This window comes from Rathayibacter sp. PhB152 (assembly GCF_003751395.1).
Lineage (GTDB): Bacteria > Actinomycetota > Actinomycetes > Actinomycetales > Microbacteriaceae > Rathayibacter > Rathayibacter festucae.
Genome location: NZ_RJUT01000001.1, coordinates 355,363 through 375,979, shown reverse-complemented (window position 1 = coordinate 375,979; position 20,617 = coordinate 355,363). Strand labels below are relative to the sequence as shown.

Sequence of the window (20,617 nt, the reverse complement as noted above, 5' to 3'; positions counted from 1 at the left end):
CCTAGGGCCCCGCCGTCACTCCGGCCTCGCCGCGGCCTCGTGCGCGAGCTCCGCGGTGACCGCGGAGTCCGGCATCGAGCGCTCGAGCTCGTGGGCGAGGGAGGCGAGCTCGGCGCCGCCGGCCATCAAGCTGGTCAGCTCGCCGAGGGTGATCTCGCTCTTCTCGAAGTTGCCGAGGCTGGTGCCGCGGTTCAGGAGGAGGAAGCGGTCGCCCACCGGGTAGGCGTGGTGCGGGTTGTGGGTGATGAAGACCACGCCGAGCCCGGCGTCGCGGGAGCGGGCGATGTACTTGAGCACCACGCCCGACTGCTTGACGCCCAGCGCCGCGGTCGGCTCGTCCAGGATCAGCACGCGGGCACCGAAGTACACGGCGCGGGCGATGGCGACGCACTGGCGCTCGCCTCCGGAGAGGGTGCCGATCGGCTGGTCGACGTCGCGCAGGTCGATGCCCATGTTCGCCAGCTCGCTCTGCGTGATCTCCTTCATCCGCTTCACGTCCAGACGGCGCAGCGGTCCGCGCCCCCTGGTGATCTCGGAGCCGAGGAAGAAGTTGCGCCAGACCGGCATCAGCGGCACGACCGCGAGGTCCTGGTAGACGGTCGCGATCCCCGCCTGCAGCGCGGCGCGCGGCGACGAGAAGGTGACCGGCGTCCCATCGAGGAGCAGCTCGCCCTCGGAGGGCGTGTGCGCACCGGCGAGCATCTTGATGAACGTCGACTTGCCGGCGCCGTTGTCGCCGAGGACGCAGGTGACCTGGCCGGCGTTGACCGTGGTCGAGACTCCGGCGAGCGCATTGACGGCGCCGTAGCTCTTGCCGATGTCGCGGACCTCGACGATCGTCGTGCCCACCGGGGTGCGGGGCGCGGCCGGCTGTCCGGTCGAGGGGCCGCTCGTCGTGTCGGCGCTCATCGTCCGCCTCCTGCTCGTGTCCGGACGAAGTTGTTGAGGAGCACCGCGGCGAGCAGCATGCCGCCGAGGACGGTGCGCAGCCAGTTGGTGTCCCACTGGGCGAAGGTGATGCCCTGGAAGACCATCCCGTAGATCAGCGCGCCGAGGGCGGCGCCGATCGCCGAGCCGTAGCCGCCGGTCATCAGGCAGCCGCCGACGACCGCGCAGATGATGTAGATGAACTCCTGGCCGACGCCGGTGTTCGCCTGCACCGTCGAGGTGCGGAAGAGCGAGATCATGCCGACGAGCCACGCGGCGCCGGCGGTCCCCATGAAGAGGCCGATCTTGGTCTTCAGCACCGGGACGCCGACTTGGCGCGACGCGGTCTGCGCCCCGCCGACCGCGAAGATCCAGTTGCCGGCGCGGGTGCGCAGCAGGATCCAGGTCGCGACGGCCGCCACCACGAACCACCACAGCACCGACACGTAGAAGGTGCCGCCGCCGATGCCGGCCGACGAGCCGAACAGCGGCTGGATGCCGTCGTAGCCCGGGACCTTGGTCATGCCCTGGATCGCGACCTGGCCGGTGATGATCTTCGTCACCGCCAGGTCGATGCCTGCGAGGGCGAAGAAGGTGCCGAGCGTCACGATGAAGCTCGGGAGCCCCGTCTTCATCACCAGGATGCCGTTGAGGGCGCCCACGCCGAGGCAGACGATCAGCGAGACGAAGACCGCCACCCAGATGCTGAGTCCGTAGTGGGTGGTCAGGATCCCGACGATGAGGGCGGAGAAGCCCGTCATCACGCCGGCGGAGAGGTCGAACTCGCCGCCGATCATCAGCAGCGCCACGGCGACGGCCATGATCCCGAAGGTCGAGGCCGACTCCAGCCAGACCCCGGCCCCGGCGAAGCTCAGGAACTGCGGGGTGTAGAGGGAGAAGAACACGAGCACGGCGAGGGCGGCGACGAACGCGCCGGTCTCGGGCCGGGCCAGGATCTTGCGGAGCGGACGGCGCTCGAGGCGGGGCCTCGTCGCGATCGTCACGATGTCTGTCGTCGTCACTGCTGACTCCTGTCGGGGACGGGCCGGGGCCGCTAGCGGGTGCCGTTCGCGGCGAACTCGGCGACCGCGGCCGCGTTCTCCTTGGTGACGAAGGCGGGTCCGGAGTAGACCGGCTGGCCGCCGCCGATGACGTTGCCGTTGGTCGTGTAGAGCTGGAGCGCGGTCACTCCCAGGAAGCCCTGGACGTAGGGCTGCTGGTCGACGGCGAAGACGATCGAGCCGTCCTCGACCGCGGTGACGACGTCCTCGGAGAGGTCGAAGGTGCCGACCTGGGCCGAGCTGCCCGACTCCGACACGGCGCCGACGGCGTCGATCGCGTACTGGCCGCCGAGGGTGAGCACGCCGTCGATGGACGGGTCGGCCTGCAGCTTGGACTTGATGGTCGCCTTGACGTCGGCGTCGTTCGTGCCGTCCACCTGCAGGTTGCTCATGCTGCCGCCGAAGGTCGAGGCGGCCGCCTTGCAGCGCTCCTCGAGGCCGACGTTGCCCGCCTCCTGGATGACGCAGAGCGCGTTGGTGGCGCCGGCCTCGGCGAGCTTCGTGCCGACCGCCTCGCCGGCGACCGTCTCGCTCTGGCCGATGTGGGTGAGGGCGCCGAACTCGGCGGAGCGCTCGATGCCGGAGTTGATGGTGACGACCGGGATGCCGGCCGCGACGGCCTTCTCGACGCTGTCCTTGACGCCGTCGGGGTTCGCCATCGAGACGACGATGCCGTCGACCTGCTGGGCGACCGCGTTGTCGATCAGCTGCGACTGCTTCGCCGGGTCGGGGTCGGCGTTGTAGGTGATGGTCGCGCCGTAGTCGCCGCCGGCCGCCTCGGCGCCGGACTTCACGCGGTCCCAGAAGGCGTCGCCGGGGCCGGAGTGGGTGACGACCGCGTAGGTGTAGTCGCCGCCGCCGCCCGCGCCACCGCCGCCGCCGGTGGTCGCGGCGGGCTCCTGCCCGGTGCCCGTGCACCCGCTGAGCAGCAGGGCGGCCGAGGCTGCGAGGCCGAGGCCGGCGAGGAATCGCTTCTTCATGGAGAGCTCCTTCTCTGCGGACGGCGTCGTCTCTGACGGTCCGGAACGTCGTTGTCGGGTCGAGTATGAAATCGCTGGTTGCAAATGTCAATACATATTGTCATTGCGCTACGCTCGGAGCGGCTCACCGGTGAGAGGCATCGGGTGCCGAGCTGCTGTCACAAGCAGGGAGGAGCGCGCAATGGTGCACCGTTTCGGAGTAGGTCTGGTGTCGGTCGGCTGGATGGGGCGCCTGCACACGCGGGCGTACCGCGCGGTCCCGGAGCACTACCCGGACCTCGGCGTCGCCGTGGACCTCGTGTCGGCGGCCGACACCGATCCTGGCACGCGCTCGCTGGCGGAGGACGTCCTGGGCTACCGCCGGACGACGGCCGACTACCGCGACGTGCTCGAGGACCCCGAGGTCGACATCGTCTCGATCTGCGCGCCGAACTTCCTGCACCGCGAGGTCGCCCTCGCCGCTGCGGCCGCCGGCAAGCCGTTCTGGATCGAGAAGCCGATGGGCCGCTCCGCCGCCGAGTCGTCCGAGATCGCGCGCGCCGCGGCCGACGCCGGCGTCGTCACCTCGGTCGGCTTCAACTACCGGCACGCGCCGGCGCTCGCGCAGGCCCGCGCCCTGATCCGCGAGGGAGCGATCGGCCGCGTCACGAACGTGAGCGTGCGCCTGCTCGCCGACTACTCCGCGGACCCGCTCGGCGCGCTCACCTGGCGCTTCCTGCAGGCGCGGGCCGGCTCGGGCGTGCTCGGCGATCTGCTCTCGCACGGCGCCGACCTGGCGCAGTACCTGGTGGGGCGGATCGACTCGGTCTCCGCGCTCACCGAGACCTTCGTGCGCGAGCGCCCGCTGCCCGGCTCCGCCGCGGCGGGCCACTTCAGCAAGGGCTCCGAGGGCGGCGAGCGCGGCGCGGTCGAGAACGAGGACTACGCGGCGGTCCTCGGCCGCTTCGAGTCCGGCGCGGTCGCGGTGCTGGAGGCGAGCCGGGTCGCGGTCGGGCCGCGCGCCGAGTACACCCTCGAGGTGTACGGCACGAAGGGCTCGCTGCGCTGGGACTTCCAGCGGCTGAACGAGCTGCAGCTCGCCGACGACCCCAGCGGCTACCGCACGATCATGGCGCAGCCGGGCTTCGGCGACTTCTCGCGCTTCCAGCCGGGCGCCGGGACGAGCATGGGCTTCGACGACCTCAAGACGATCGAGGCGTCGCTCTTCCTCACCTCGGTGCTCGAGGGTCGCCAGCTCGCGCCGTCGGCCGCGGACGCCTGGTCGGCCGCCGAGATCGTCGAGGCCGCGCTCCGCAGCGACCGCTCGCGGGCGTGGGAGAGCGTCTGGACGGTCAGCGGAGACGTCACCTACGACGCCTGAGCCGTCCGACGCCCCCGCGGGGCGGCCTTCAGAGAGCGAAGGCCGCCTCGAAGGCGTCGAGCGCCGACTCGGAGTCGGTCGACGGCCACGCCTCGAGCCCGACGACCCCGTCGTAGCCGAGGGCACTCAGCTCCCGTGCGACGGCCGGGTAGCGGATCTCGCCGGTCCCCGGCTCGCAGCGGCCGGGCACGTCGGCGACCTGGATCTCGCCGATCCAGGGCAGGCAGAGGCGCACGAGCTCGAGCAGGTTCCCCTCGCCGATCTGCGCGTGGTACAGGTCGAGGTTCAGCCGCAGACCCGGGCGGTCGACCGCGCTGACCAGCGCGAGGGTGTCCTCGGCGCGGGCGAACGGGGTGCCCGGGTGGTCGACGGCGGTGTTGAGGTTCTCGAGGGTGAAGACCCGGCCGCGCTCCTCGCCGAGCGCGGCCAGCCGGCGGAGGGTGACCTCGGCGCGCTCGCGATCCGCGGGCGTCACCTGGGTGCCGGGCCGGACGGGCAGGCCGCCCGGCGCGAGGCCGGTGCCGTGCAGGTTCAGCCGCGGGCTGTCGATGATCTCGGCGGCCGCCAGCGAGAGCTCGGCCGTCCGGAGCGTCTCGGCGATGCCGTCGGGGGTGATCAGGTCGCCGGTCAGGTAGCCGGTCATCGACGAGAACGTCGCTCCGGTCGCCGCGAGCGCGGGCAGGTCCTTGGTGGACCAGTCCCAGATCTCGACCTCGAAGCCGCGCTCGTGCAGGCGGCGGACGCGGTCGACGAACTCGAGCTCCGGGAAGAGCATCTCCGCGGAGGCGGCGAGACGGACGGTCACGGCCGGCGCCCTACAGCTCGACGCTCACCGAGACGCGCTCGACCGCGGAGCGGGCGGCGGCATCGGCGAGGACCAGGGCGGCGCGACCGTCGGCGAAGGTGGGGCTCGTCGACTCCTGACCGCGGGCGAGCTTGATGAACTCGCTCAGCTCGGCCCGGTAGGCCACGGAGTACCGCTCGAGGAAGAAGTCCTGGTACGGCGGCTTGGCCTGCACGCTGGTGCCGTTCGAGACGCTGACCAGGCTGGTGAGGGCGTTCGCGACCTCGATGGAGCCGTCCGCGCCGAAGGCCTCGATGCGCTGGTCGTAGCCGACCGAGCTGTGCCGCGAGTTGGTGATCGAGACGAGCGCGCCGGAGGCGGAGCGGAGCGTGACGACGGCGGTGTCGAAGTCGCCGTGCTCGCGCGCGCCGGGGTCGAAGGTCGTCGTGCCGGTCGCGGTGACCTCGACGATGTCGGGGAGGAAGAAGCGCGCCATGTCGAAGTCGTGGATCGTCATGTCGCGGAAGATGCCGCCGGAGACGCCGATGTAGGCCGCGGGCGGGGCGGCGGGGTCGCGGCTGATGATCGAGAGCTGCTCCAGCGCGCCGATCTCGCCGGCGGCGACGCGGGCGCGCGCCTCGGCGAAGGCCGGGTCGAAGCGGCGGTTGAAGCCGAGGGCGATCGCGACTCCCGACGACGTGACGCGGGGCAGCAGGGCGTCGACGCGCGCAATGTCGAGGTCGATCGGCTTCTCGCAGAGCGCGGGGATCCCGGCCGAGATCGCGGCCTCGAGCAGGTCGACGTGGGTCGCGGTCGGCGAGGCGATCAGCACCGCGTCGAGGGTGCCGGAGGCGAGCATCTCGGCGGCGTCGGTCGTCACGGTTCCGCCGTAGCGGGCCGCGACGGCGTTCGCGCCGTCGACGAACGGATCGCAGACCCAGGCGAGCGTCGCCTCGGGGTCGGCGGCGATGTTCGCCGCGTGCACCTGGCCGATGCGGCCGGTGCCGATGAGTCCGAAGCGGAGAGGGGTGTCGGTCACGGCGATGTCCTTGCTGCCCGGGGGCGGTCTGGGTGGTCGGGTGTCGGGTGTCGGGGTTCGAGTCCCGGGTCTCGGGAGGAGGGCGCGGCGGGTCAGGCCCAGGCGCGCAGGGCCTCGCGGTTGACGGCCTGGTCGTCGCGGCGCTCGTCGCGGAAGGCCGTGATGTCGGCGTCGGGCGCGTTGAGGACGTCCTGCTCGACGACGACCCAGCCGTCGTATCCCTGGGCGTCGATCGCGGTCATCACGGCGTCGAGGTCGATGTCGCCGCGGCCGAAGGCGACGAACGCTCCGGAGGACCAGACCTCGCGCATCCCGCCGCCGGCCGCGAGGACCCGGCGCAGCTCGGCGACGTCGACGTCCTTGAGGTGCAGGTGGTTGATCCGGGAGCCCCAGCGCTCGACGGCCGCGACCGGGTCGCCGCCGCCGATCAGGAGGTGGCCGGTGTCGAGGGTGAGCCCGATGTCGACGGCGCCGAGGAAGCGGTCGATCTCCTCCGGCGACTCGATGTACGTGCCCGCGTGGTGGTGGAAGGTCGGCTCGAAGCCGGCCGCGCGGACGGCGGCGGTGGCGCGCTCGACGTTGGCGACCAGCCGCGACCAGCGGGCGTCGTCGAGCGGGTCGGCGCCGGCGCCGCGACCGGGCGAGGAGCGCCGGGCCGCGGAGCCGTCGTCGGCGAGGGTCGGCAGCGGGAGCCGCGCGGGGCCGTGCTCGGACGCCTCGGCGAAGAGGCGGAGCGCGGCGTCGAGCTCGGGGAGCGACGCCGCGAAGGCCTCGTCGTCCGAGAAGGGCAGCTGGATCCAGCCGCCGGCGATGTCGAGTCCCGAGCGCTCGAGGCGCTGGCGCAGTTCTCGTCCGCGGCCGAGGTAGCCGGCCGGTCCCAGGTCGACGCCGGTGTAGCCCGCCTCGGCGAGCACGTCGACGAGGTCGTCGGGCGAGACCACGTCGGCGCCCTCGGGGGTGAGCTCGAAGACGCCGAAGCTGACGGGGGCGCCGGCGACCGCGGCCTTCATCGGGACACTCCGGGGACGACGTGTGCGGCGGCGGCGAGCGCAGGGGCGGCGTGCGCGAGGGCGCGGCGGATCATCTGGACCATACGACGGTGTACTACTCCTCGAGAGGGCGGTCTGTAATGTCGTTACAATAGCACAATGGGACGGACTGCTGAGCTGCTGATGTGCGCTGCATAATGTAATGACGCCGACAGGTGTCGAGGACAGCCGGCGGTGAGCCGGCGAGCGGAGGGGGACGACATGGCGCTGCAGGAGGAGCACGCCCTGCCGATGGACCTCTTCATGGACCTCGACCGCTCCGGGCCCATCCCGCTCTACCACCAGATCGCGACCCGCCTCGAGCGCGCCATCCTCGACGAGACGCTCCCGGCCGGCTCCCGGCTCGAGAACGAGGTGTCGCTGGGCAACCGTCTCGGCATGTCGCGGCCGACCATCCGCCGCGCCATCCAGGACCTCGTCGACAAGGGACTCCTCGTGCGCCGCCGCGGCATCGGCACGCAGGTCGTGCACGGCAGGGTCACCCGCAACGTCGAGCTCACCAGCCTCTTCGAGGACCTCCAGCGCTCCGGGCAGAGCCCGACGACGAGCACCCTCTCCTCCACCGTCGGCACGGCCGACGAGAAGACCGCCGAGGCGCTCGGCGTCGAGGTCGGCTCGCCCGTCCTGCACCTCGTGCGCCTGCGGTCCGCGGACGGGGTCCCGCTCGCCGTGCTCGACAACACGCTGCCGGCCGACTTCGTCGACCTCGACCTCGGCGCCCTCGAGACGCACGGCCTCTACCAGCTGCTCCGGGCCCGCGGAGTGGCGATGCGCGTCGCCAAGCAGCGGATCGGCGCCCGCGCCACGACCCCGCGCGAGGCCCAGCTCCTCGACCTCCGCAAGGGCGCCGCGGTCCTGACGATGACCCGCACCGCCTTCGACAACTCGGGCCGCGCCGTCGAGTACGGCCAGCACTGCTACCGCCCCGACCTCTACTCCTTCGAGATCACCCTCGTCGACCGCTGACTCGCCGCACAGCACGGGTGGGCACACCCGTTCCATGCTGGTCGAGTAGCGCGCAGCGCGTATCGAGACCCACGTGCCAGCGGTGTGCGGATCTCGATACGCCCGGTCCGAGGGCTACTCGATCACCATGAGGGCGTCAGTTCCCGTCGCGGCGGAGCCGGGCCTCGCGGCCGGCGATGTGCACGCCGAGGCCGGTGATGCCGGCGGCGAACGCGACGATCACGCCGAGCATCCCGTAGACGCTGCCCGCGCCGGCGGCGAACGCGCCGATCAGGAGCACGATCGAGGCCAGCACGATCAGGACGGCGCCGACGATCTCGCCGCCGCTGGATCTCCTCAGCACGTCTCGCATGCCTCCAGACTGCGGCGCGCGCCACGCCCGCCGCAAGGCCTCCGAGGTGAACGGAGCACGAGAGCCCGCCGCCCGGTAGACGCCCGCCCGCCCCCGCCGCAACCCCGAGAGATCCGGATCCGCCCCGTTCAGACTGAAGACATGCAGCAGCTGACCTACGCCTCCAAGAGCATCGTCACCACCGACGCCGTCACCGAGGCCCTCCTCGACCTCGTGACCGCGATCGACCGGCAGGAGCACTCGGAGGCGGTCACCGTCCCGGCGTTCACCGACGAGGGAGTGCTCGTCGAGGCGAAGATGACCCTCGACGCGAGCAGCGAGCTCGTCGCCGTGCCCGTGGAGGTCGCCGTCGACGACGAGGCCGCGATGAACGAGGCCGTCGCGTCGGCCGTCGAGGACATCCGCTCCCGCATCAAGAACAACAGGCGCACCGTCGCCCGCCCCGTGATCGAGCCGGACCCGGAGCCCTACAACTACGAGGAGTTCTGAGCGTTCCGCTTCTTCAGCTCTGCACGGAGAGCGCGACGGATGGTCGATCGGAATGCAGGAACGTCCAACCGTGACTGCCGAGTATCTCCCCCTTCCTCCTCCCTGATCCAGGTGTCGAACTCGAGCGCAGCCTCCTCAGGCCCGGTCCGTCGACCCTCGACCCACTCCGCGTGCAGGTCCGCTTCTTCGAACGGGCCGCTCGTCACCTCGTCGAGCCGGTCGATCGGCACGATCACCCTCGAGGAATGGTGGACGAATCGCTGCAGAAGGAGATCGACGCCCGTCGGCGCGAGCGTGGCCACCCGAGGGAGCGCGACGAGCACGGACGACTCGATCACCGACGGCTCGGCGAAGAGTCCCTCATGGTGCCCCGCCGGGCCGAGCAGCGCCGGCAACGGCATGGTCTTGTAGTCCGCGTTCGCCCAGTCGGACCGCGGCCTCGAACAGGGGCGGACAGGGACGACGAGCAGACGCGGCAAGAGCTCCGGCCCACGTCTGAGCGCGCACGGGTGCTGGACGACCTGCACCAGCTCGTCCGCTGAATCGAACACGTCTCCGGTGAAGAGCGGACGGTGGGTCTCCACCTCTTCGCCGCGTGCCGCGTAGAGGTCGAGCAGCGATGCCGGTGTCTGAAGCTGGAGCACTAGAACGAGGACTTCGGTGCGATCGAGAGCTTCCCGTCTGCTCCGACGACCGTCTCGAACGAGTCGTCGACGCGTGTCGTCCTCCATTCGGGGTCGAAGGCGTCCAAGACGGCCTCCTTCGGGACAGATTCGTAGTCGACCGCGTGCTGAATCAGGAGATCTCTCCTGTCGGCGATGAGGAGATCGAGGCCGGTCACGAAGACGTCGCGCACGATCGGCATCTCGAGCCAGGAGGCCGGGTCCGAGATCATCCGGTCGTGCAGTTTGTCCAGAACAGCCGCGAAACCCGCAAGACGGAGCCGGTTCTCACCCGTCATGGTCTCGCCCTGACGCCACTTCTTCACGGCAGCGACACTGACGCCGACCACACTCGCGATGTCGCGCCAGGCGATCCCCTGCTCGCTCAGGTACTCGAGCACCTCGACAGGGCTCTCGGCCGCACGCTTGTTCGTCAGAGCGTCCAACTCCGCGTCGCTCGCCTGGCGGTGCAGGACGTGGACGCGCTTGGTCAGCGTCCAGGACTCGCGGCGCAGGACATCCGTCCGACCGACCATGGCGCGAGCCGTCTCGCCACTCGAGCGCTGCGTCGCCGTCTCGTACAGCCGTCCGCCGGTGAGACGGTCCGAACGTGCTCCCTCCGCCATCAGAGCAGCACTTCCTTCCTCAAGCGATCCGTGATGAGTTTCTCGAAGATCGTGCCGATCGGCGCATGAAGTCGATCGCACGTCGCGAGGGTGCTCTCGACATCGAAGGTCTCGAGCCGAGCACTGTCAGCCCTCGTCCACGACGCATCCGTATCGAGGAGGAAGAACGGGCCGCCCGGGCTGGGACTGCGACGGACGAGGGTGGGTGTCGATTCGATCGCCTCCTCCCGCGCGGCCGAATACCGCACTGCGACGACATCTCCCTCCTCGTCGAGCGAGAACGCTGCAAGACCTCGGTGGACCTGGAGATGAAGGCTGTCGCCGTCCAGATCGAACGCCGGAGCGGTCACGCTCGGCACGAGCCACTCCGACCAGTCCACATCGCCGTCACCGGCGGGAGGCTGCGGGACGCGGATCTCGTTGATGTACCGAAGACCGACGCGCTCGGAGGCATCGATGGGGCTGATCCCGTGACGCGCGCGGATCGCAGCTTCGATCGTGGTCCGGAAGCCGGGCCAGCCCTCGTACGACGTCGTGCTGATCGTCAGCGCCTCCGGCCCGAACGAGATGTTCAGATGCCGACCACGGGACATGAGAAGGGGACCCCCTTCGACCTCCAGCCGAGCGATCGGTGCGAGGTCGCCCAGGACCGACTTGACGGCGTAGACCTCGTCCTGACGCAACGGGCTCGGTGGGTGCGCGAGTTCGAAGACCACGAGCTCGAGCGGCGCATTCGTGTATCCGGGTCGGAGCGTCATCCCTCAAGGATACTGAAACGGCAACCAGAACGGCGACTAGCGCGGATCCGCTCGTGCTCATGTCGTGGAACGACCGGTCGAGGACGGATCGCCACTTCGCTCGCCGGCGACGGGAAGCGGGCTCGCGCTTCAGAGGCGCCCGTCGAGGTCCTTGACCACGCGGCCCGACTGCAGGACCGCGCGCACCGCCGACGGATCACCGAGCGCCGCGATGTCCGTCAGAGGGTCCGCGTCGGTCAGCACCAGGTCGGCGAGCTTGCCCGGCTCGACCGAGCCGAGCTGCGCGTCCAGGCCCAGCAGGCGGGCGCCGCCGAGGGTGCCGGCGCTCAGCGCCTCCAGCGGCGTGAGCCCGACGGCGACCAGCTGGGCCAGCTCGGCGAGGTTGCGCCCATGCGGGTGCACGCCGGCGTCGGTGCCGAGCGCGAGCGGGATCCCCGCCGCGACGGCCCGGCGGACCGAGTCGAGACCGCGCTCGCGCAGGAGCTCGCGCTGCCGGAGCCGCTCGGCGGTCGTCGTCGCCGGGTCGAACGCGCGGACCAGGATGCTCAGGGTCGGCACGAGCGTCGTTCCGCGCTCGCGCATCAGCGCGATGGTCTCGTCGGAGAGGTCGTAGCCGTGCTCGATGCTCGTCGCGCCGCCCAGCACGGCGGCGCGCGCGGCGTCGTCGGAGAGGGCGTGCGCGGTGATCGGCCGGCCGCCGCGCTCGGCGAGCAGCTCCGCGATCAGGGCGACCTGCTTCTGCGTGATCCCCACATCGCGGGCGTCGTCGTTCGGTGAGCCGAGCCCGCCCGAAGTGGCGACCTTGATCACGTCGGCACCGGTGCGGACGAGCGTCCTGACCATCCGGACCACGTCCTCGTCGGTGTCGACGAGTCCGGGCGCGGGCATGCCCGGGCGCACGGCCCAGGCCGGCAGGCTGCCGTTGCGGTGGTGCGGATCGGCGTGGCCGCCGGTCGGCGAGAGCATGGCGATCGCGAGGTGCAGGCGCGGGCCGTCGACGGCGCCACGGGCGACGGCCTCGCGGTAGCCGGGCGAGAGCCCGTCGAGGTCGCGGGCGGTCGTCACCCCGGCGTCGAGCGTGCGGCGCAGCAGCCCGGCGATCTCGAGGACGTCCTCCTCCGGGAAGCGCTCGCGCGCCGCCTCCGGAGCGACCGGCACCATCGCGAGGTGCACGTGCACGTCGACGAAGCCCGGCAGCAGGAACGCGCCGGACACGTCGACCGCGCGGCCCTCGAGCCCGGGATCCGCACGGCGCGGCCCCGCGTAGGCGATCACGCCGTCGCGGATCTCGACCTCGGAGTCCTCGACCGGAGCGGCTCCCGTGCCGTCGACGAGCGTCGCACCGACGAGGCGGAGCACGCCCTCGGCGACGGGGGTGAGGGGCAGCCGGGCGGTCATGCGCTCTCCTTCACGGGGACCGACGCCGCTCCGGTGAGGCTGAAGCCGGGCGAGCCCGGGTCGGCGTCGAGCAGGCGGCGGGTGTACCAGTGCTGGGGGTCGGCGTAGATCCGCTCGACCGGGCCGGCCTCGACGACCTCGCCGCGGTAGAGCACCACGACCTCGTCGCTGACCCGCTGGACGACGGCGAGGTTGTGCGAGATGAACATCATCGTCAGGCCGAGCGACTCCTTGATCCCGGCCAGCAGGTCGAGGATCTGCCCCTGCACCGAGACGTCGAGGGCCGAGGTGATCTCGTCGGCGATCACGAAGGTCGGATCGATGATCAGCCCGCGGGCGATCGCGACGCGCTGACGCTGCCCGCCGGAGAACTCGTGCGGGAACCGGTGCCGCATGTCGGCGCTGAGGCCGACGCGCTCGAGCCAGGCGACGATGAGCTCCTCGTTCCGGCCGACGCGGGCGCGGACCGGGTCGATCGCCTCGGCCAGGGTCTGCGCGATCGTGCGCCGCGGCGACAGCGACGAGTAGGGGTCCTGCGGGATCATCTGCGTGCGCCGGCGGTAGGCGTGCATCGCCGAACGGTTCGCGGCCACGATGTCGACGCCGTCGACGCTCGCCGTGCCGGCCGCCGCGCGGACCGAGCCGACCAGCACCTTGGCGAGGGTCGACTTGCCGGAGCCGGACTCGCCGACCACGCCGACGGTGCGGCCGCGCTCGACCCGCAGGTCGACGCCGTGCAGGACCTTCGCGTGCCCGAAGACCACGTCGAGACCGCGGACGTCGACCATCGCGGAGGACGCGGCGGCTCCGGCGGGCGAAGCGGCGGCGGCGCTCACGAGCGCACCTCCGGCGTGGTCGGCACGGTAACGACCGGCGTCGCGGCGAGCAGCTGCCGCGTGTACGGATGCGTCACGGTCTCCTCCGAGAGATGGGCGATGTCCTCGATCCGCTCGACGATGCGGCCGTCCTTCATCACGAGGACGCGGTCGCAGAGCGCCCGGACGACGCCGAGGTCGTGCGAGATGAAGAGCACGGCGGTGCCGGAGTCCTCGTTCATGCGCTTGAGCACGCTCAGCACCTCGCGCTGCACCGTCACGTCGAGCGCGGTGGTCGGCTCGTCGGCGATCAGCAGGTCGGGCTTCGCGCTCATCGCCGAGGCGATCATCGCGCGCTGCTTCATGCCGCCGGAGAGCTGGTGCGGGTACTGCCGGAGCCGCCCCTCCGGATCGGAGAGCATCACCGAGCGGAAGCCGCGCAGGAGCAGGTCGAGCGCGTCGCGGCGGGAGTGGCGCAGGCGGATCCGCAGCACGTCGGACAGCTGGGTGCCGAGGACCATGGCGGGGTTCAGCGCGGTGCCCGGGTCCTGGTAGATCAGGCCGATCTTCGCGGCGAGCACCCGGTCCGGGACGGGGCCGAGGAGGTCGGTGCCGCCGAGCTCGAGCCGGCGCGCGGACGCTTCGAGGCCCTCGCCGAGCAGCTTGGCGACGACGGAGGCGGTCAGCGACTTGCCCGAGCCGGACTCGCCGACGATGCCGAGCACCTCGCCGCGGCGGATGGTGAAGGAGAGGTCGGAGACGAGCTCGCGGCCGGTCGCGCCGTGGCGGACCGTGATGCCGTCGGCGACGAGCACGGCGTCGGCCGGGACGGGCGCGGCGGTCGAGGAGCCGGTGGACGAGGAGTCGGCGGCCCGCGTCATCCGGGCCCGCGTCGTGTTCGAGCGCGGGTTCGCCGCCGCCGCCAGCCCGTCGCCGACCAGCAGCGCCGCGAAGGAGGCGACCGTGAGCGCGAGCGCCGGGCCGAGGATGACGACCGGATTCACCGAGATGCGGCTCAGTCCGTCGTTGAGGAGCGTGCCCCAGTCGAAGGCGGGCGTCTGCGCACCGAGGCCGATGAAGGAGAGGCCCGAGATCTCGACCAGCGCGCCGGAGAAGGCGCCGGCGACGAGGATCAGCGTCGGCTCGGCCATGTTCGGCAGCACGTGCCGCAGCGCGACGAGGTGCGTCGGCACTCCGGTCAGCCGGGCGGTGGTGACGTACTCGCTCGCCGCGATCTTGGAGGCGAGGTTGGCCGTGAGCCGCGCGAAGCCGGCGATGTTGGCGACCGCGATCGCGACCACCACCTGCACGACGCCCTGGCCGAGGATCGCGGCGACGATGATCGCGACGAGCATCGTCGGGTAGCTGACGGCCAGCTCGATCGCGCGCAGCCCGAGCTCGCGGACCCGGCGCGGGGCGAGCCAGACGCCGATGCCGACCGCGATGCCGACGATCGCCGAGAGCACGGTCGCGGCGAGCGCCATCAGCACGGTCGAGCGGGTGGCGACCAGGGTGCGGGCGAGCATGTCGCGGCCGAGGGTGTCGGTGCCGAGCGGGTGCTCGGCGGTCGAGCCGAGGCTGGGGCTGCCGCCGAGGCCGGTGGCCTGGCCCTCGAGCGCGATCGGGGCGATCAGCGCGGTGAGGGCGATCACGCCGAGCAGGCCGAGCCCGATCACGAGCCCGGGGTTCCAGGCGAAGGTGCGCGCGCCGGCGGGCTTCAGGCCGCGGACGGCGGGGAGGGACTCAGCCACGCTGCTCTCCGAGGGTGCGCGGGTCGATCAGACCCAGGATGACGTCGATCACGAGGGTGATCACGAGGGAGATGAGCCCGATGACGAAGACGGCCGCCCGGATCACCGGGTAGTCCTTGTCGATCGCGATCGCCTGGACGATCACGCCGCCGAGGCCGGGCCAGGCGAAGACCGCCTCGGTGATCAGCGCCGAGCCGAGCAGGGCGGTGAGGATGATGCCCGAGAGCGTCAGCGCCGTGGTCAGCAGGTTCGGCAGCATGTGCTTGGCGTAGAGGGTGAGCGCGGGCAGCCGCCAGCCGCGGGCGGTGCGCATGTAGTCCTGCTCGAGGATCACGGCGGTCTCGCGGCGGACGATCCTCGCGACGGAGCAGGTGCCGCCGACGGTGAGCGAGGCGATCGGCAGGATCGCGGCGGTGCCGAAGTCGTAGGCCGGCGAGTACGCGGGCGGCAGCACCTTCAGCAGCACCGCGAAGACGACGACGAAGCCGGTCGCGAGTACGTAGGTGGGCACCGAGGAGATCAGCCCGGTGACGGTGCTGAACACCGCGTCGAGCCAGCGGCGGCGGTCGCCGCGGGTCGCGACTCCGACCGCCATGCCCAGCGCGATGCCGAGCACGAGCAGGAGCAGCACCGCGGAGATCGTGATGGTGAGCGTGTACGGCACGGCCGTCATCACGAGGTCCATCGCGGGGATGGAGTAGCGGTAGGAGGCGCCGAAGTCGCCCTGCAGGACGCCGAGGAGGTAGGTCCAGAGCTGCGCGGGCAGCGGCTGGTCGAGGCCGAGCTGGGTGCGGACCAGCTCGACCTGGTCGAGCGAGGCCGCCTCCCCCGCGATGGCGATCGCCGGGTCGCCGGGGATGAGCTGCACGATCAGGAAGGTGACCAGCACGAGCAGCGCGAGGTTGACGAGCAGGCCGAGGGCCCGGCGGAGGAGGAACCTCCGCCAGGCCCCGCCGAGGGTGCCGGCGCGGACTGCGCCCGGGCCGGGGCCCGCCGCGCCGGACGACCCGAGGTCCAACGATGCAGCGGTGGTGGCGGTCGTGGTGCTCATCGCGTCGTCTCCTCGTGTCGTCCGGCTCGGGTGGGCTGCTCAGTGGATCAGGGCGTCAGCGGATCAGGACAGGATCCGCATGGCCGAGATGTCCCAGTAGCCCGAGAACACCGAGGTGGCGAAGCCGGAGCGGGCCACGTAGCGGTGCGTGTCGGTGATCAGCGGCGTCATGTCGACGCGCTCGAGGATCGTCTTCTGGGCGGCGAGCAGGTTCTCGCACTGCGTCTCGGTGTCCGAGGCGGCCATCGCGGCCTCGTAGTAGGCGACACCCTCGGGGTTGTCGCTGGAGGAGACGTTCGTGCCGCCGTCGGCGTAGGTCGGGCCGAGGTAGCGGGCGATCGTGGTGTGGATGAGGCCGGGGCCGGCGTTCTCCGCCGCGATCGCGACGTCCCAGGTGGCGGGCTCGGTGCGCATGGCCTTCGACCAGTCGGCCGGGTCGAGCGCCGAGACGGTGACGGTGGCGCCCGCGGCGCGGAGCGACTCGGCCAGGTAGTCGGCGGCCGGGTCCCAGTTCGACATCATCAGCAGGCGGATCGACTGACCGGTGAGCTCGGGAGTCGCGGCGGCGGGGTCGTACGTCTGCACGAGCGACTCGTCGTCCAGCGCGCAGCGGTAGCTGGCCGCGTTGACGGTGTACTGCGGCACGCCGAGTCCGTCGAGGCCGGCGGAGTTGAAGCCCTGCGTGTCGATCGCCTGGGCGACCGCGGCGCGGAGGTCCTCCTTGCCCTCGAAGATCGAGCCGGAGCCGGGGGCCTCGTTGAAGACGAGGTTGTAGGCCGAGCTGGCGAAGGTTACGGTCGTGTAGGCCGGGTCGTCCTCGAAGCGCAGCGCGTTCGAGTCGTAGAAGCGGGCCAGGTCGACGACGCCGGACTCGAGCAGGTTGGCGCTCGTGTTGGAGTCGGACTGCACGGTCAGGTTGATCGTCTTCGCGGGCTCGCCCTCGACGTCCTGCCAGTCGGGCCAGGCGTCGTAGTCGTCGCGCAGCGTGTAGGCGGCGCTGACGCCGGCCGAGAGGTTCGAGAGCATGTACGGGCCGGACCAGGCGCCGTCGACGGTGCCCGCGGCGAGGCCCTCGGTGTCGGCGAGGCCGGCGGGGCAGATGATGCCGGTGCCGGGGCGGGTGACGCCGCCGAGCAGCTGCGAGTAGGGCTGGCTGAGCGAGATCGTCAGCGTGCCGGCCGCGTCGTCGGGGGTGAAGGTCGGCTCGCCGGAGCCGAAGGCCTGGTTCTTCCAGGTCAGCGCGCCCGAGTCGTCGAGGCCGGTCAGGTACGTGAAGGAGTCGGCGACGACGGTCGGCGTGATCGCCGTGCCGTCGGCGCAGGTGGCGCCGTCGCGGAGGGTGAACGTGTACTCGGAGGCCGAGACGGCGTTCCACTCGGTGGCGAGGCCGCCGATGTAGCCCTCGGTCTCGCCCTGGCGGAGCAGGGTGTCGAAGCCGAGGCGCGCGACGGTCACGTCGGCGTCGGCGGAGGCCTTCGCGGGGTCGAAGGTGGACGGCGCGTACCAGAGCTCCGCGTTGATGGTGTCGGTGGTGCCGGCGGTGCCGGTGGCGCTCTGCGGGGCGCTGGTGGTCCCGCAGGCGGTGAGCGCGAGGCTCGCGACGGCCGCCAGTGCGACGCCGGCGAGCAAGCTCTTCCTGACCATGGTGCTGTCCTCCAAGGGGTACGGGTGGTGCATCGGGGGCGGGGCGGAGTTGCTCGGGGGGCCGCTCAACTTGGATCCAATCTAAGGCAATGCGGATCCCATTGTGTTTCGTCGGGATTACATCTGCCGGGCGATCCCCGCGGCCGCCTCGTGCACCGTCCGCCCGCCGACCACCGTCCACAGCACGCGTGCCCCGGCGAAGTCCTCCGCCGAGCACTCCCCCGGGTCGACCGAGAGCAGCACCAGGTCGGCGAGGAAGCCGGGGCGGAGCATCCCGCGGCGGTCCTCCGCGAAGGCCGCGTGCGCCGCTCCCCGGGTGTAGCCCTCGACGGCCTCGAGCACAGTCAGCGCCTGCTCCGGACCGAGCGGCTCGGGCAGGCGGCGCATCCGGCGGCTCACCGCGGTCGCGACCACCTGGCGCGGATCGAACGGGAAGTAGGGGGCGTCGGAACCGAGCGCGATCACGGCGCCGGAGTCGCGCCAGTCGCGCAGGGGGTTCACCGGCTCGGCCCGCGCGCCGAGCCGCTGCGTCAGTCCGGCCGCGTTGCTCCAGGCGATCGAGGGCTGCAGCGAGGCCACGACGCCGAGCCGGGCCGCGCGCTCGCGGCTCTCGGCGGAGGGCTCGAGGTAGGCGTGGATCAGCTGGCAGCGCAGGGCGGCGATCCGCTCGGGCGGGCCCGCCGCCTCGAGGGCGTCGAGCACCTCGGCGACCGCGCGGCTGCCGACCGCGTGCACGCCCAGGCCCCAGCCGCGGGCGACGCACTCGGCGGCGAGCCGCGCGAACTCCTCCGTGCCGATCCGCTGCACGCCGTGGCTTCCGCCGGGCCAGGGCCGCTCGAGGAGGGCCTGGCCCTTCATCCCCTCGCCGTCGTAGTAGACCTTGATCGGGCCGAGGCGGAGCAGCTCGTCGCCGTCGCCGGTGCTGCCACCGACGGTGTCGAGCAGGGCGAGCGGCTCGTCGACGCCGGGGACCGCTTCCGTGCCGAGCTCGGGGTAGGGCATGGCGACGACGCGCAGCGACAGCTCGCCGCGCTCGTGGGCCGCGCGGTAGGCGGCGAGCTCGTCGAGTGTGACGGCCGGGTCGATGACGCCGGTGAAGCCCAGCTCGTGCAGCAGCGGCTGGATGCGGAGGAGGGCCGCGCGGCGGTCCTCGGGGGTGGGCGGGGTGTCGCCGAGCCAGTCCGGGGCGTCCGGATCGGCGTCCGCGTCGGCGAGCATCGCGGCCGAGAACGCGTCGGCGCCGGCGCCCTCGTCGAGCAGCTGCAGGGCCTTCAGACCCGCGCGCTGGGCGTGCGAGTGCGCGTCGATGAAGCCGGGGAGGAGGGTGCCGTCGAGGTGCTCCTCGGGGGTGCCGGCCGGGGCGGCGGCGCGGACCTCCTGCAGAGTGCCGACCGCGGCGATCCGGTCGCCGTCGATCAGGAGCGCCTCGGCGAGCGGGTTCTCGGGGTCCGTGGTGCGGACGCGGGCGACGAGGAGGCGAGGCGCGGTCTTGGTCAGTGGCTCAGGCATCGATCGTCTCCCGGCGGTCGAGCCAGTCGTGCACGTCGGCGGCGGTGACGAGGGCGTCGCGCTGGAGGTACTCGATCGCCTCGAGGGTGGCCGCGTGCGCGCGCTCGCTCGAGCCGGCGACGCAGTCGGTGAGCACCCGGACGGCGTAGTCGTGCTGGTGCGCGTCCGCCGCCGTGTAGTGGATGCAGACGTCGGTGAGGCCGCCGACCAGCAGCAGCGTGCCCGCGCGGTAGGCCTTGAGCACGATCTCGAGCTCGGTGCCGAAGAAGGCGGAGTAGCGGCGCTTGCGGATCACGAACTCCTCCGGTCGCGGCTCGAGCCAGGACGCCAGCTCGGTGCCCGGGTCGCCCTCGAGGCAGTGCGGCCCCTCGGCGCCGTCCAGCTCGCGGCCGATGTCGATCAGGTCGCGCTTGTGCACCTCCTGCACGAAGACGACCGGCACGCCGGCGCTGCGGCAGTGCGCGATCAGGTCGCGCACCCGGGGCGCGCGCTCCGCCCGGCCGCTCATCACGGGGATGCCGGGGGTCGGCAGGCCCGAGGCGGCCCCGCCCTGGATGTCGACGACGAGGAGGACGGGAGTGCCGGAGACGGCGAGCATGCGGGTGGATCCTTCCGGGTGGTGCGCGGGTCGGGTGAGGTGCCCCCACGACCCCGGCGGCGCGAGGGCCGGGGCCCGTCGTCCGTCCGGCAAGTCTGGCCAGGCGATCGTTCGGGCGGGGGTCGGCCGTGTTTCCCCGGGGTAAAACCTCGGGCTGCTCGGCTTGTGGAGGAGAGTCGGCTCCTCCGGTGCGCAGAAGTTGTCGTACTCGCGCGTCCAGTACGACAACTTCTGGAGAGCGGCGGTGGCAGCGCAGGGCCCGGCGGATCCACTCCGCAGAAGTTGTCGTAGCGGGTGCGGGAGTACGACAACTTCTGCGGAGTGGAGGGGGGCGGCCGTCAGACCGGGCGGGCGGCGCGGCGGCGGCGGTGCGGGAGCAGGGCGGCGACGGGGACCGGGGCGAAGGCGTCGGCGACGGCGACCCAGACGGTCGCGTCGGGGGCGTGGTCGCCGAGGAGCTCGGCGCAGACGCCGCACGGCTCGATGAGGTGGCGCGAGCCGCCCGGGCGCTGCAGCACTCCGACGATCGAGACGACCGGGGAGCCGGCGACGACCGCGGCGCTCAGGGCGGCGGACTCGGCGCAGACGGAGGCCCGGCCGGCGCTCGCCTCGACGTGCAGGCCGGTCACGATCCGCCCGTCCGCGAGCCGCAGGGCGGCCGCGACCTCGTGGACGCCGGTCCGGTAGCGGGCGTCGAGGATCGCCGAGGCGGTCCCGAGCAGCTCGCGGTCCGGCGCGGACATCCCGGCGGGAGGCCCGTCGAGCACCGGCCGATCGAGCACCGGGCTCTCCGGCGCG

The 20,617-nt window shown here is 72.2% G+C and carries 21 protein-coding genes; 3 read left to right on the top strand and 18 right to left on the bottom strand.

Annotation, left to right across the window (positions count from 1 at the left end; genetic code table 11):
• Positions 1-15: 15 nt before the first annotated feature.
• The 3 genes from EDF36_RS01640 to EDF36_RS01630 are packed head-to-tail and all read right to left on the bottom strand — an operon-like array spanning position 16 to position 2,968.
• Positions 16-909: an ATP-binding cassette domain-containing protein gene (locus tag EDF36_RS01640; protein WP_123731635.1), complete on the bottom strand. Its 894-nt coding sequence runs from the start codon at positions 907-909 to the stop codon at positions 16-18.
• A complete protein-coding gene (locus EDF36_RS01635) occupies positions 906-1,949 on the bottom strand; it encodes an ABC transporter permease (RefSeq protein WP_123705871.1) in 1,044 nt (347 codons plus the stop codon). The genes EDF36_RS01640 and EDF36_RS01635 overlap by 4 nt, the downstream gene beginning before the upstream one ends.
• A gap of 32 nt (positions 1,950-1,981) precedes the next feature.
• Positions 1,982-2,968 carry a sugar ABC transporter substrate-binding protein gene (locus tag EDF36_RS01630; protein WP_123731634.1) on the bottom strand — a complete coding sequence of 329 codons (987 nt, stop codon included), beginning with the start codon at positions 2,966-2,968 and terminating at the stop codon, positions 1,982-1,984.
• 181 nt (positions 2,969-3,149) lie between these two features.
• On the opposite strand from EDF36_RS01630, the gene EDF36_RS01625 reads away from it, so the two are divergent.
• Complete coding sequence (locus tag EDF36_RS01625; protein ID WP_123731633.1) at positions 3,150-4,328, top strand: Gfo/Idh/MocA family protein; 1,179 nt, start codon at positions 3,150-3,152, stop codon at positions 4,326-4,328.
• Positions 4,329-4,356: 28 nt separating this feature from the next.
• Here EDF36_RS01625 and EDF36_RS01620 read toward each other — a convergent pair whose 3' ends face one another.
• From EDF36_RS01620 to EDF36_RS01610, 3 genes are all read right to left on the bottom strand, one after another.
• Positions 4,357-5,103, bottom strand: coding sequence for a TIM barrel protein (locus tag EDF36_RS01620; RefSeq protein ID WP_185020351.1), 747 nt, complete (start codon positions 5,101-5,103; stop codon positions 4,357-4,359).
• A 40-nt stretch (positions 5,104-5,143) separates the two neighbouring features.
• A complete protein-coding gene (iolG, locus tag EDF36_RS01615; protein ID WP_123731631.1) occupies positions 5,144-6,151 on the bottom strand; it encodes an inositol 2-dehydrogenase in 1,008 nt (335 codons plus the stop codon).
• 92 nt (positions 6,152-6,243) lie between these two features.
• Positions 6,244-7,161: a sugar phosphate isomerase/epimerase gene (locus EDF36_RS01610; RefSeq protein WP_123731630.1), complete on the bottom strand. Its 918-nt coding sequence runs from the start codon at positions 7,159-7,161 to the stop codon at positions 6,244-6,246.
• A 240-nt stretch (positions 7,162-7,401) separates the two neighbouring features.
• Between EDF36_RS01610 and EDF36_RS01605 the strand changes: the two genes are divergently transcribed.
• On the top strand, positions 7,402-8,166 hold the full coding sequence (locus tag EDF36_RS01605; protein WP_123705876.1) for a GntR family transcriptional regulator: 765 nt from the start codon (positions 7,402-7,404) through the stop codon (positions 8,164-8,166).
• Positions 8,167-8,302: 136 nt separating this feature from the next.
• Here the strand turns inward: EDF36_RS01605 and EDF36_RS01600 are convergent, their stop codons facing one another.
• Complete coding sequence (locus tag EDF36_RS01600; protein ID WP_123731629.1) at positions 8,303-8,518, bottom strand: hypothetical protein; 216 nt, start codon at positions 8,516-8,518, stop codon at positions 8,303-8,305.
• Positions 8,519-8,659: 141 nt separating this feature from the next.
• Between EDF36_RS01600 and EDF36_RS01595 the strand changes: the two genes are divergently transcribed.
• Positions 8,660-9,007: a hypothetical protein gene (locus EDF36_RS01595; protein ID WP_123705878.1), complete on the top strand. Its 348-nt coding sequence runs from the start codon at positions 8,660-8,662 to the stop codon at positions 9,005-9,007.
• On the opposite strand, the gene EDF36_RS01590 is transcribed toward EDF36_RS01595, so the two are convergent.
• The 11 genes from EDF36_RS01590 to EDF36_RS01540 form a co-directional block, all read right to left on the bottom strand.
• Positions 8,992-9,738, bottom strand: a complete 747-nt coding sequence (locus tag EDF36_RS01590; protein ID WP_148059945.1) for a hypothetical protein — start codon at positions 9,736-9,738, stop codon at positions 8,992-8,994. The genes EDF36_RS01595 and EDF36_RS01590 overlap by 16 nt on opposite strands.
• Entirely contained in the window at positions 9,651-10,205 is a 555-nt protein-coding gene (locus EDF36_RS01585) for a transcriptional regulator (protein ID WP_148059944.1), read from the bottom strand. Before EDF36_RS01585 ends, EDF36_RS01590 begins: the two co-directional genes overlap by 88 nt.
• An 89-nt stretch (positions 10,206-10,294) precedes the next feature.
• The gene (locus EDF36_RS01580) at positions 10,295-11,053 is read right to left on the bottom strand and encodes a TIGR04255 family protein (protein ID WP_123731626.1); all 759 of its coding nucleotides are present in this window, start codon (positions 11,051-11,053) and stop codon (positions 10,295-10,297) included.
• A gap of 129 nt (positions 11,054-11,182) precedes the next feature.
• Positions 11,183-12,451, bottom strand: a complete 1,269-nt coding sequence (locus tag EDF36_RS01575; protein ID WP_123731625.1) for an amidohydrolase family protein — start codon at positions 12,449-12,451, stop codon at positions 11,183-11,185.
• Entirely contained in the window at positions 12,448-13,287 is an 840-nt protein-coding gene (locus EDF36_RS01570) for an ABC transporter ATP-binding protein (RefSeq protein WP_260300479.1), read from the bottom strand. The genes EDF36_RS01575 and EDF36_RS01570 overlap by 4 nt, the downstream gene beginning before the upstream one ends.
• Positions 13,284-15,017 carry a dipeptide/oligopeptide/nickel ABC transporter permease/ATP-binding protein gene (locus EDF36_RS01565; protein ID WP_260300478.1) on the bottom strand — a complete coding sequence of 578 codons (1,734 nt, stop codon included), beginning with the start codon at positions 15,015-15,017 and terminating at the stop codon, positions 13,284-13,286. Before EDF36_RS01565 ends, EDF36_RS01570 begins: the two co-directional genes overlap by 4 nt.
• Positions 15,010-16,068, bottom strand: a complete 1,059-nt coding sequence (locus EDF36_RS01560) for an ABC transporter permease (protein WP_123731624.1) — start codon at positions 16,066-16,068, stop codon at positions 15,010-15,012. The genes EDF36_RS01565 and EDF36_RS01560 overlap by 8 nt, the downstream gene beginning before the upstream one ends.
• A gap of 63 nt (positions 16,069-16,131) precedes the next feature.
• Positions 16,132-17,712: an ABC transporter substrate-binding protein gene (locus tag EDF36_RS01555; protein WP_185020324.1), complete on the bottom strand. Its 1,581-nt coding sequence runs from the start codon at positions 17,710-17,712 to the stop codon at positions 16,132-16,134.
• A 117-nt stretch (positions 17,713-17,829) separates the two neighbouring features.
• Positions 17,830-19,221 (bottom strand): amidohydrolase, encoded by a 1,392-nt coding sequence (locus EDF36_RS01550; RefSeq protein WP_123731622.1) that lies wholly within the window; start codon positions 19,219-19,221, stop codon positions 17,830-17,832.
• On the bottom strand, positions 19,214-19,819 hold the full coding sequence (locus EDF36_RS01545; protein WP_123731621.1) for a cysteine hydrolase family protein: 606 nt from the start codon (positions 19,817-19,819) through the stop codon (positions 19,214-19,216). Before EDF36_RS01545 ends, EDF36_RS01550 begins: the two co-directional genes overlap by 8 nt.
• A 338-nt stretch (positions 19,820-20,157) precedes the next feature.
• Entirely contained in the window at positions 20,158-20,601 is a 444-nt protein-coding gene (locus EDF36_RS01540) for a hypothetical protein (protein ID WP_221181585.1), read from the bottom strand.
• Positions 20,602-20,617 lie beyond the last annotated feature (16 nt).

Coding starts and splice junctions, on each gene's coding strand:
- EDF36_RS01640 (WP_123731635.1), bottom strand. CDS start 909: ATGAGCGCCGACACGACGAGCGGCCCCTCGACCGGACAGCCGGCCGCG.
- EDF36_RS01555 (WP_185020324.1), bottom strand. CDS start 17,712: ATGGTCAGGAAGAGCTTGCTCGCCGGCGTCGCACTGGCGGCCGTCGCG.
- EDF36_RS01605 (WP_123705876.1), top strand. CDS start 7,402: ATGGCGCTGCAGGAGGAGCACGCCCTGCCGATGGACCTCTTCATGGAC.
- EDF36_RS01585 (WP_148059944.1), bottom strand. CDS start 10,205: ATGGTCGGTCGGACGGATGTCCTGCGCCGCGAGTCCTGGACGCTGACC.
- EDF36_RS01625 (WP_123731633.1), top strand. CDS start 3,150: ATGGTGCACCGTTTCGGAGTAGGTCTGGTGTCGGTCGGCTGGATGGGG.
- EDF36_RS01610 (WP_123731630.1), bottom strand. CDS start 7,161: ATGAAGGCCGCGGTCGCCGGCGCCCCCGTCAGCTTCGGCGTCTTCGAG.
- EDF36_RS01560 (WP_123731624.1), bottom strand. CDS start 16,068: ATGAGCACCACGACCGCCACCACCGCTGCATCGTTGGACCTCGGGTCG.
- EDF36_RS01595 (WP_123705878.1), top strand. CDS start 8,660: ATGCAGCAGCTGACCTACGCCTCCAAGAGCATCGTCACCACCGACGCC.
- EDF36_RS01550 (WP_123731622.1), bottom strand. CDS start 19,221: ATGCCTGAGCCACTGACCAAGACCGCGCCTCGCCTCCTCGTCGCCCGC.
- EDF36_RS01600 (WP_123731629.1), bottom strand. CDS start 8,518: ATGCGAGACGTGCTGAGGAGATCCAGCGGCGGCGAGATCGTCGGCGCC.
- EDF36_RS01590 (WP_148059945.1), bottom strand. CDS start 9,738: ATGGAGGACGACACGCGTCGACGACTCGTTCGAGACGGTCGTCGGAGC.
- EDF36_RS01580 (WP_123731626.1), bottom strand. CDS start 11,053: ATGACGCTCCGACCCGGATACACGAATGCGCCGCTCGAGCTCGTGGTC.
- EDF36_RS01620 (WP_185020351.1), bottom strand. CDS start 5,103: ATGCTCTTCCCGGAGCTCGAGTTCGTCGACCGCGTCCGCCGCCTGCAC.
- EDF36_RS01630 (WP_123731634.1), bottom strand. CDS start 2,968: ATGAAGAAGCGATTCCTCGCCGGCCTCGGCCTCGCAGCCTCGGCCGCC.
- EDF36_RS01545 (WP_123731621.1), bottom strand. CDS start 19,819: ATGCTCGCCGTCTCCGGCACTCCCGTCCTCCTCGTCGTCGACATCCAG.
- EDF36_RS01575 (WP_123731625.1), bottom strand. CDS start 12,451: ATGACCGCCCGGCTGCCCCTCACCCCCGTCGCCGAGGGCGTGCTCCGC.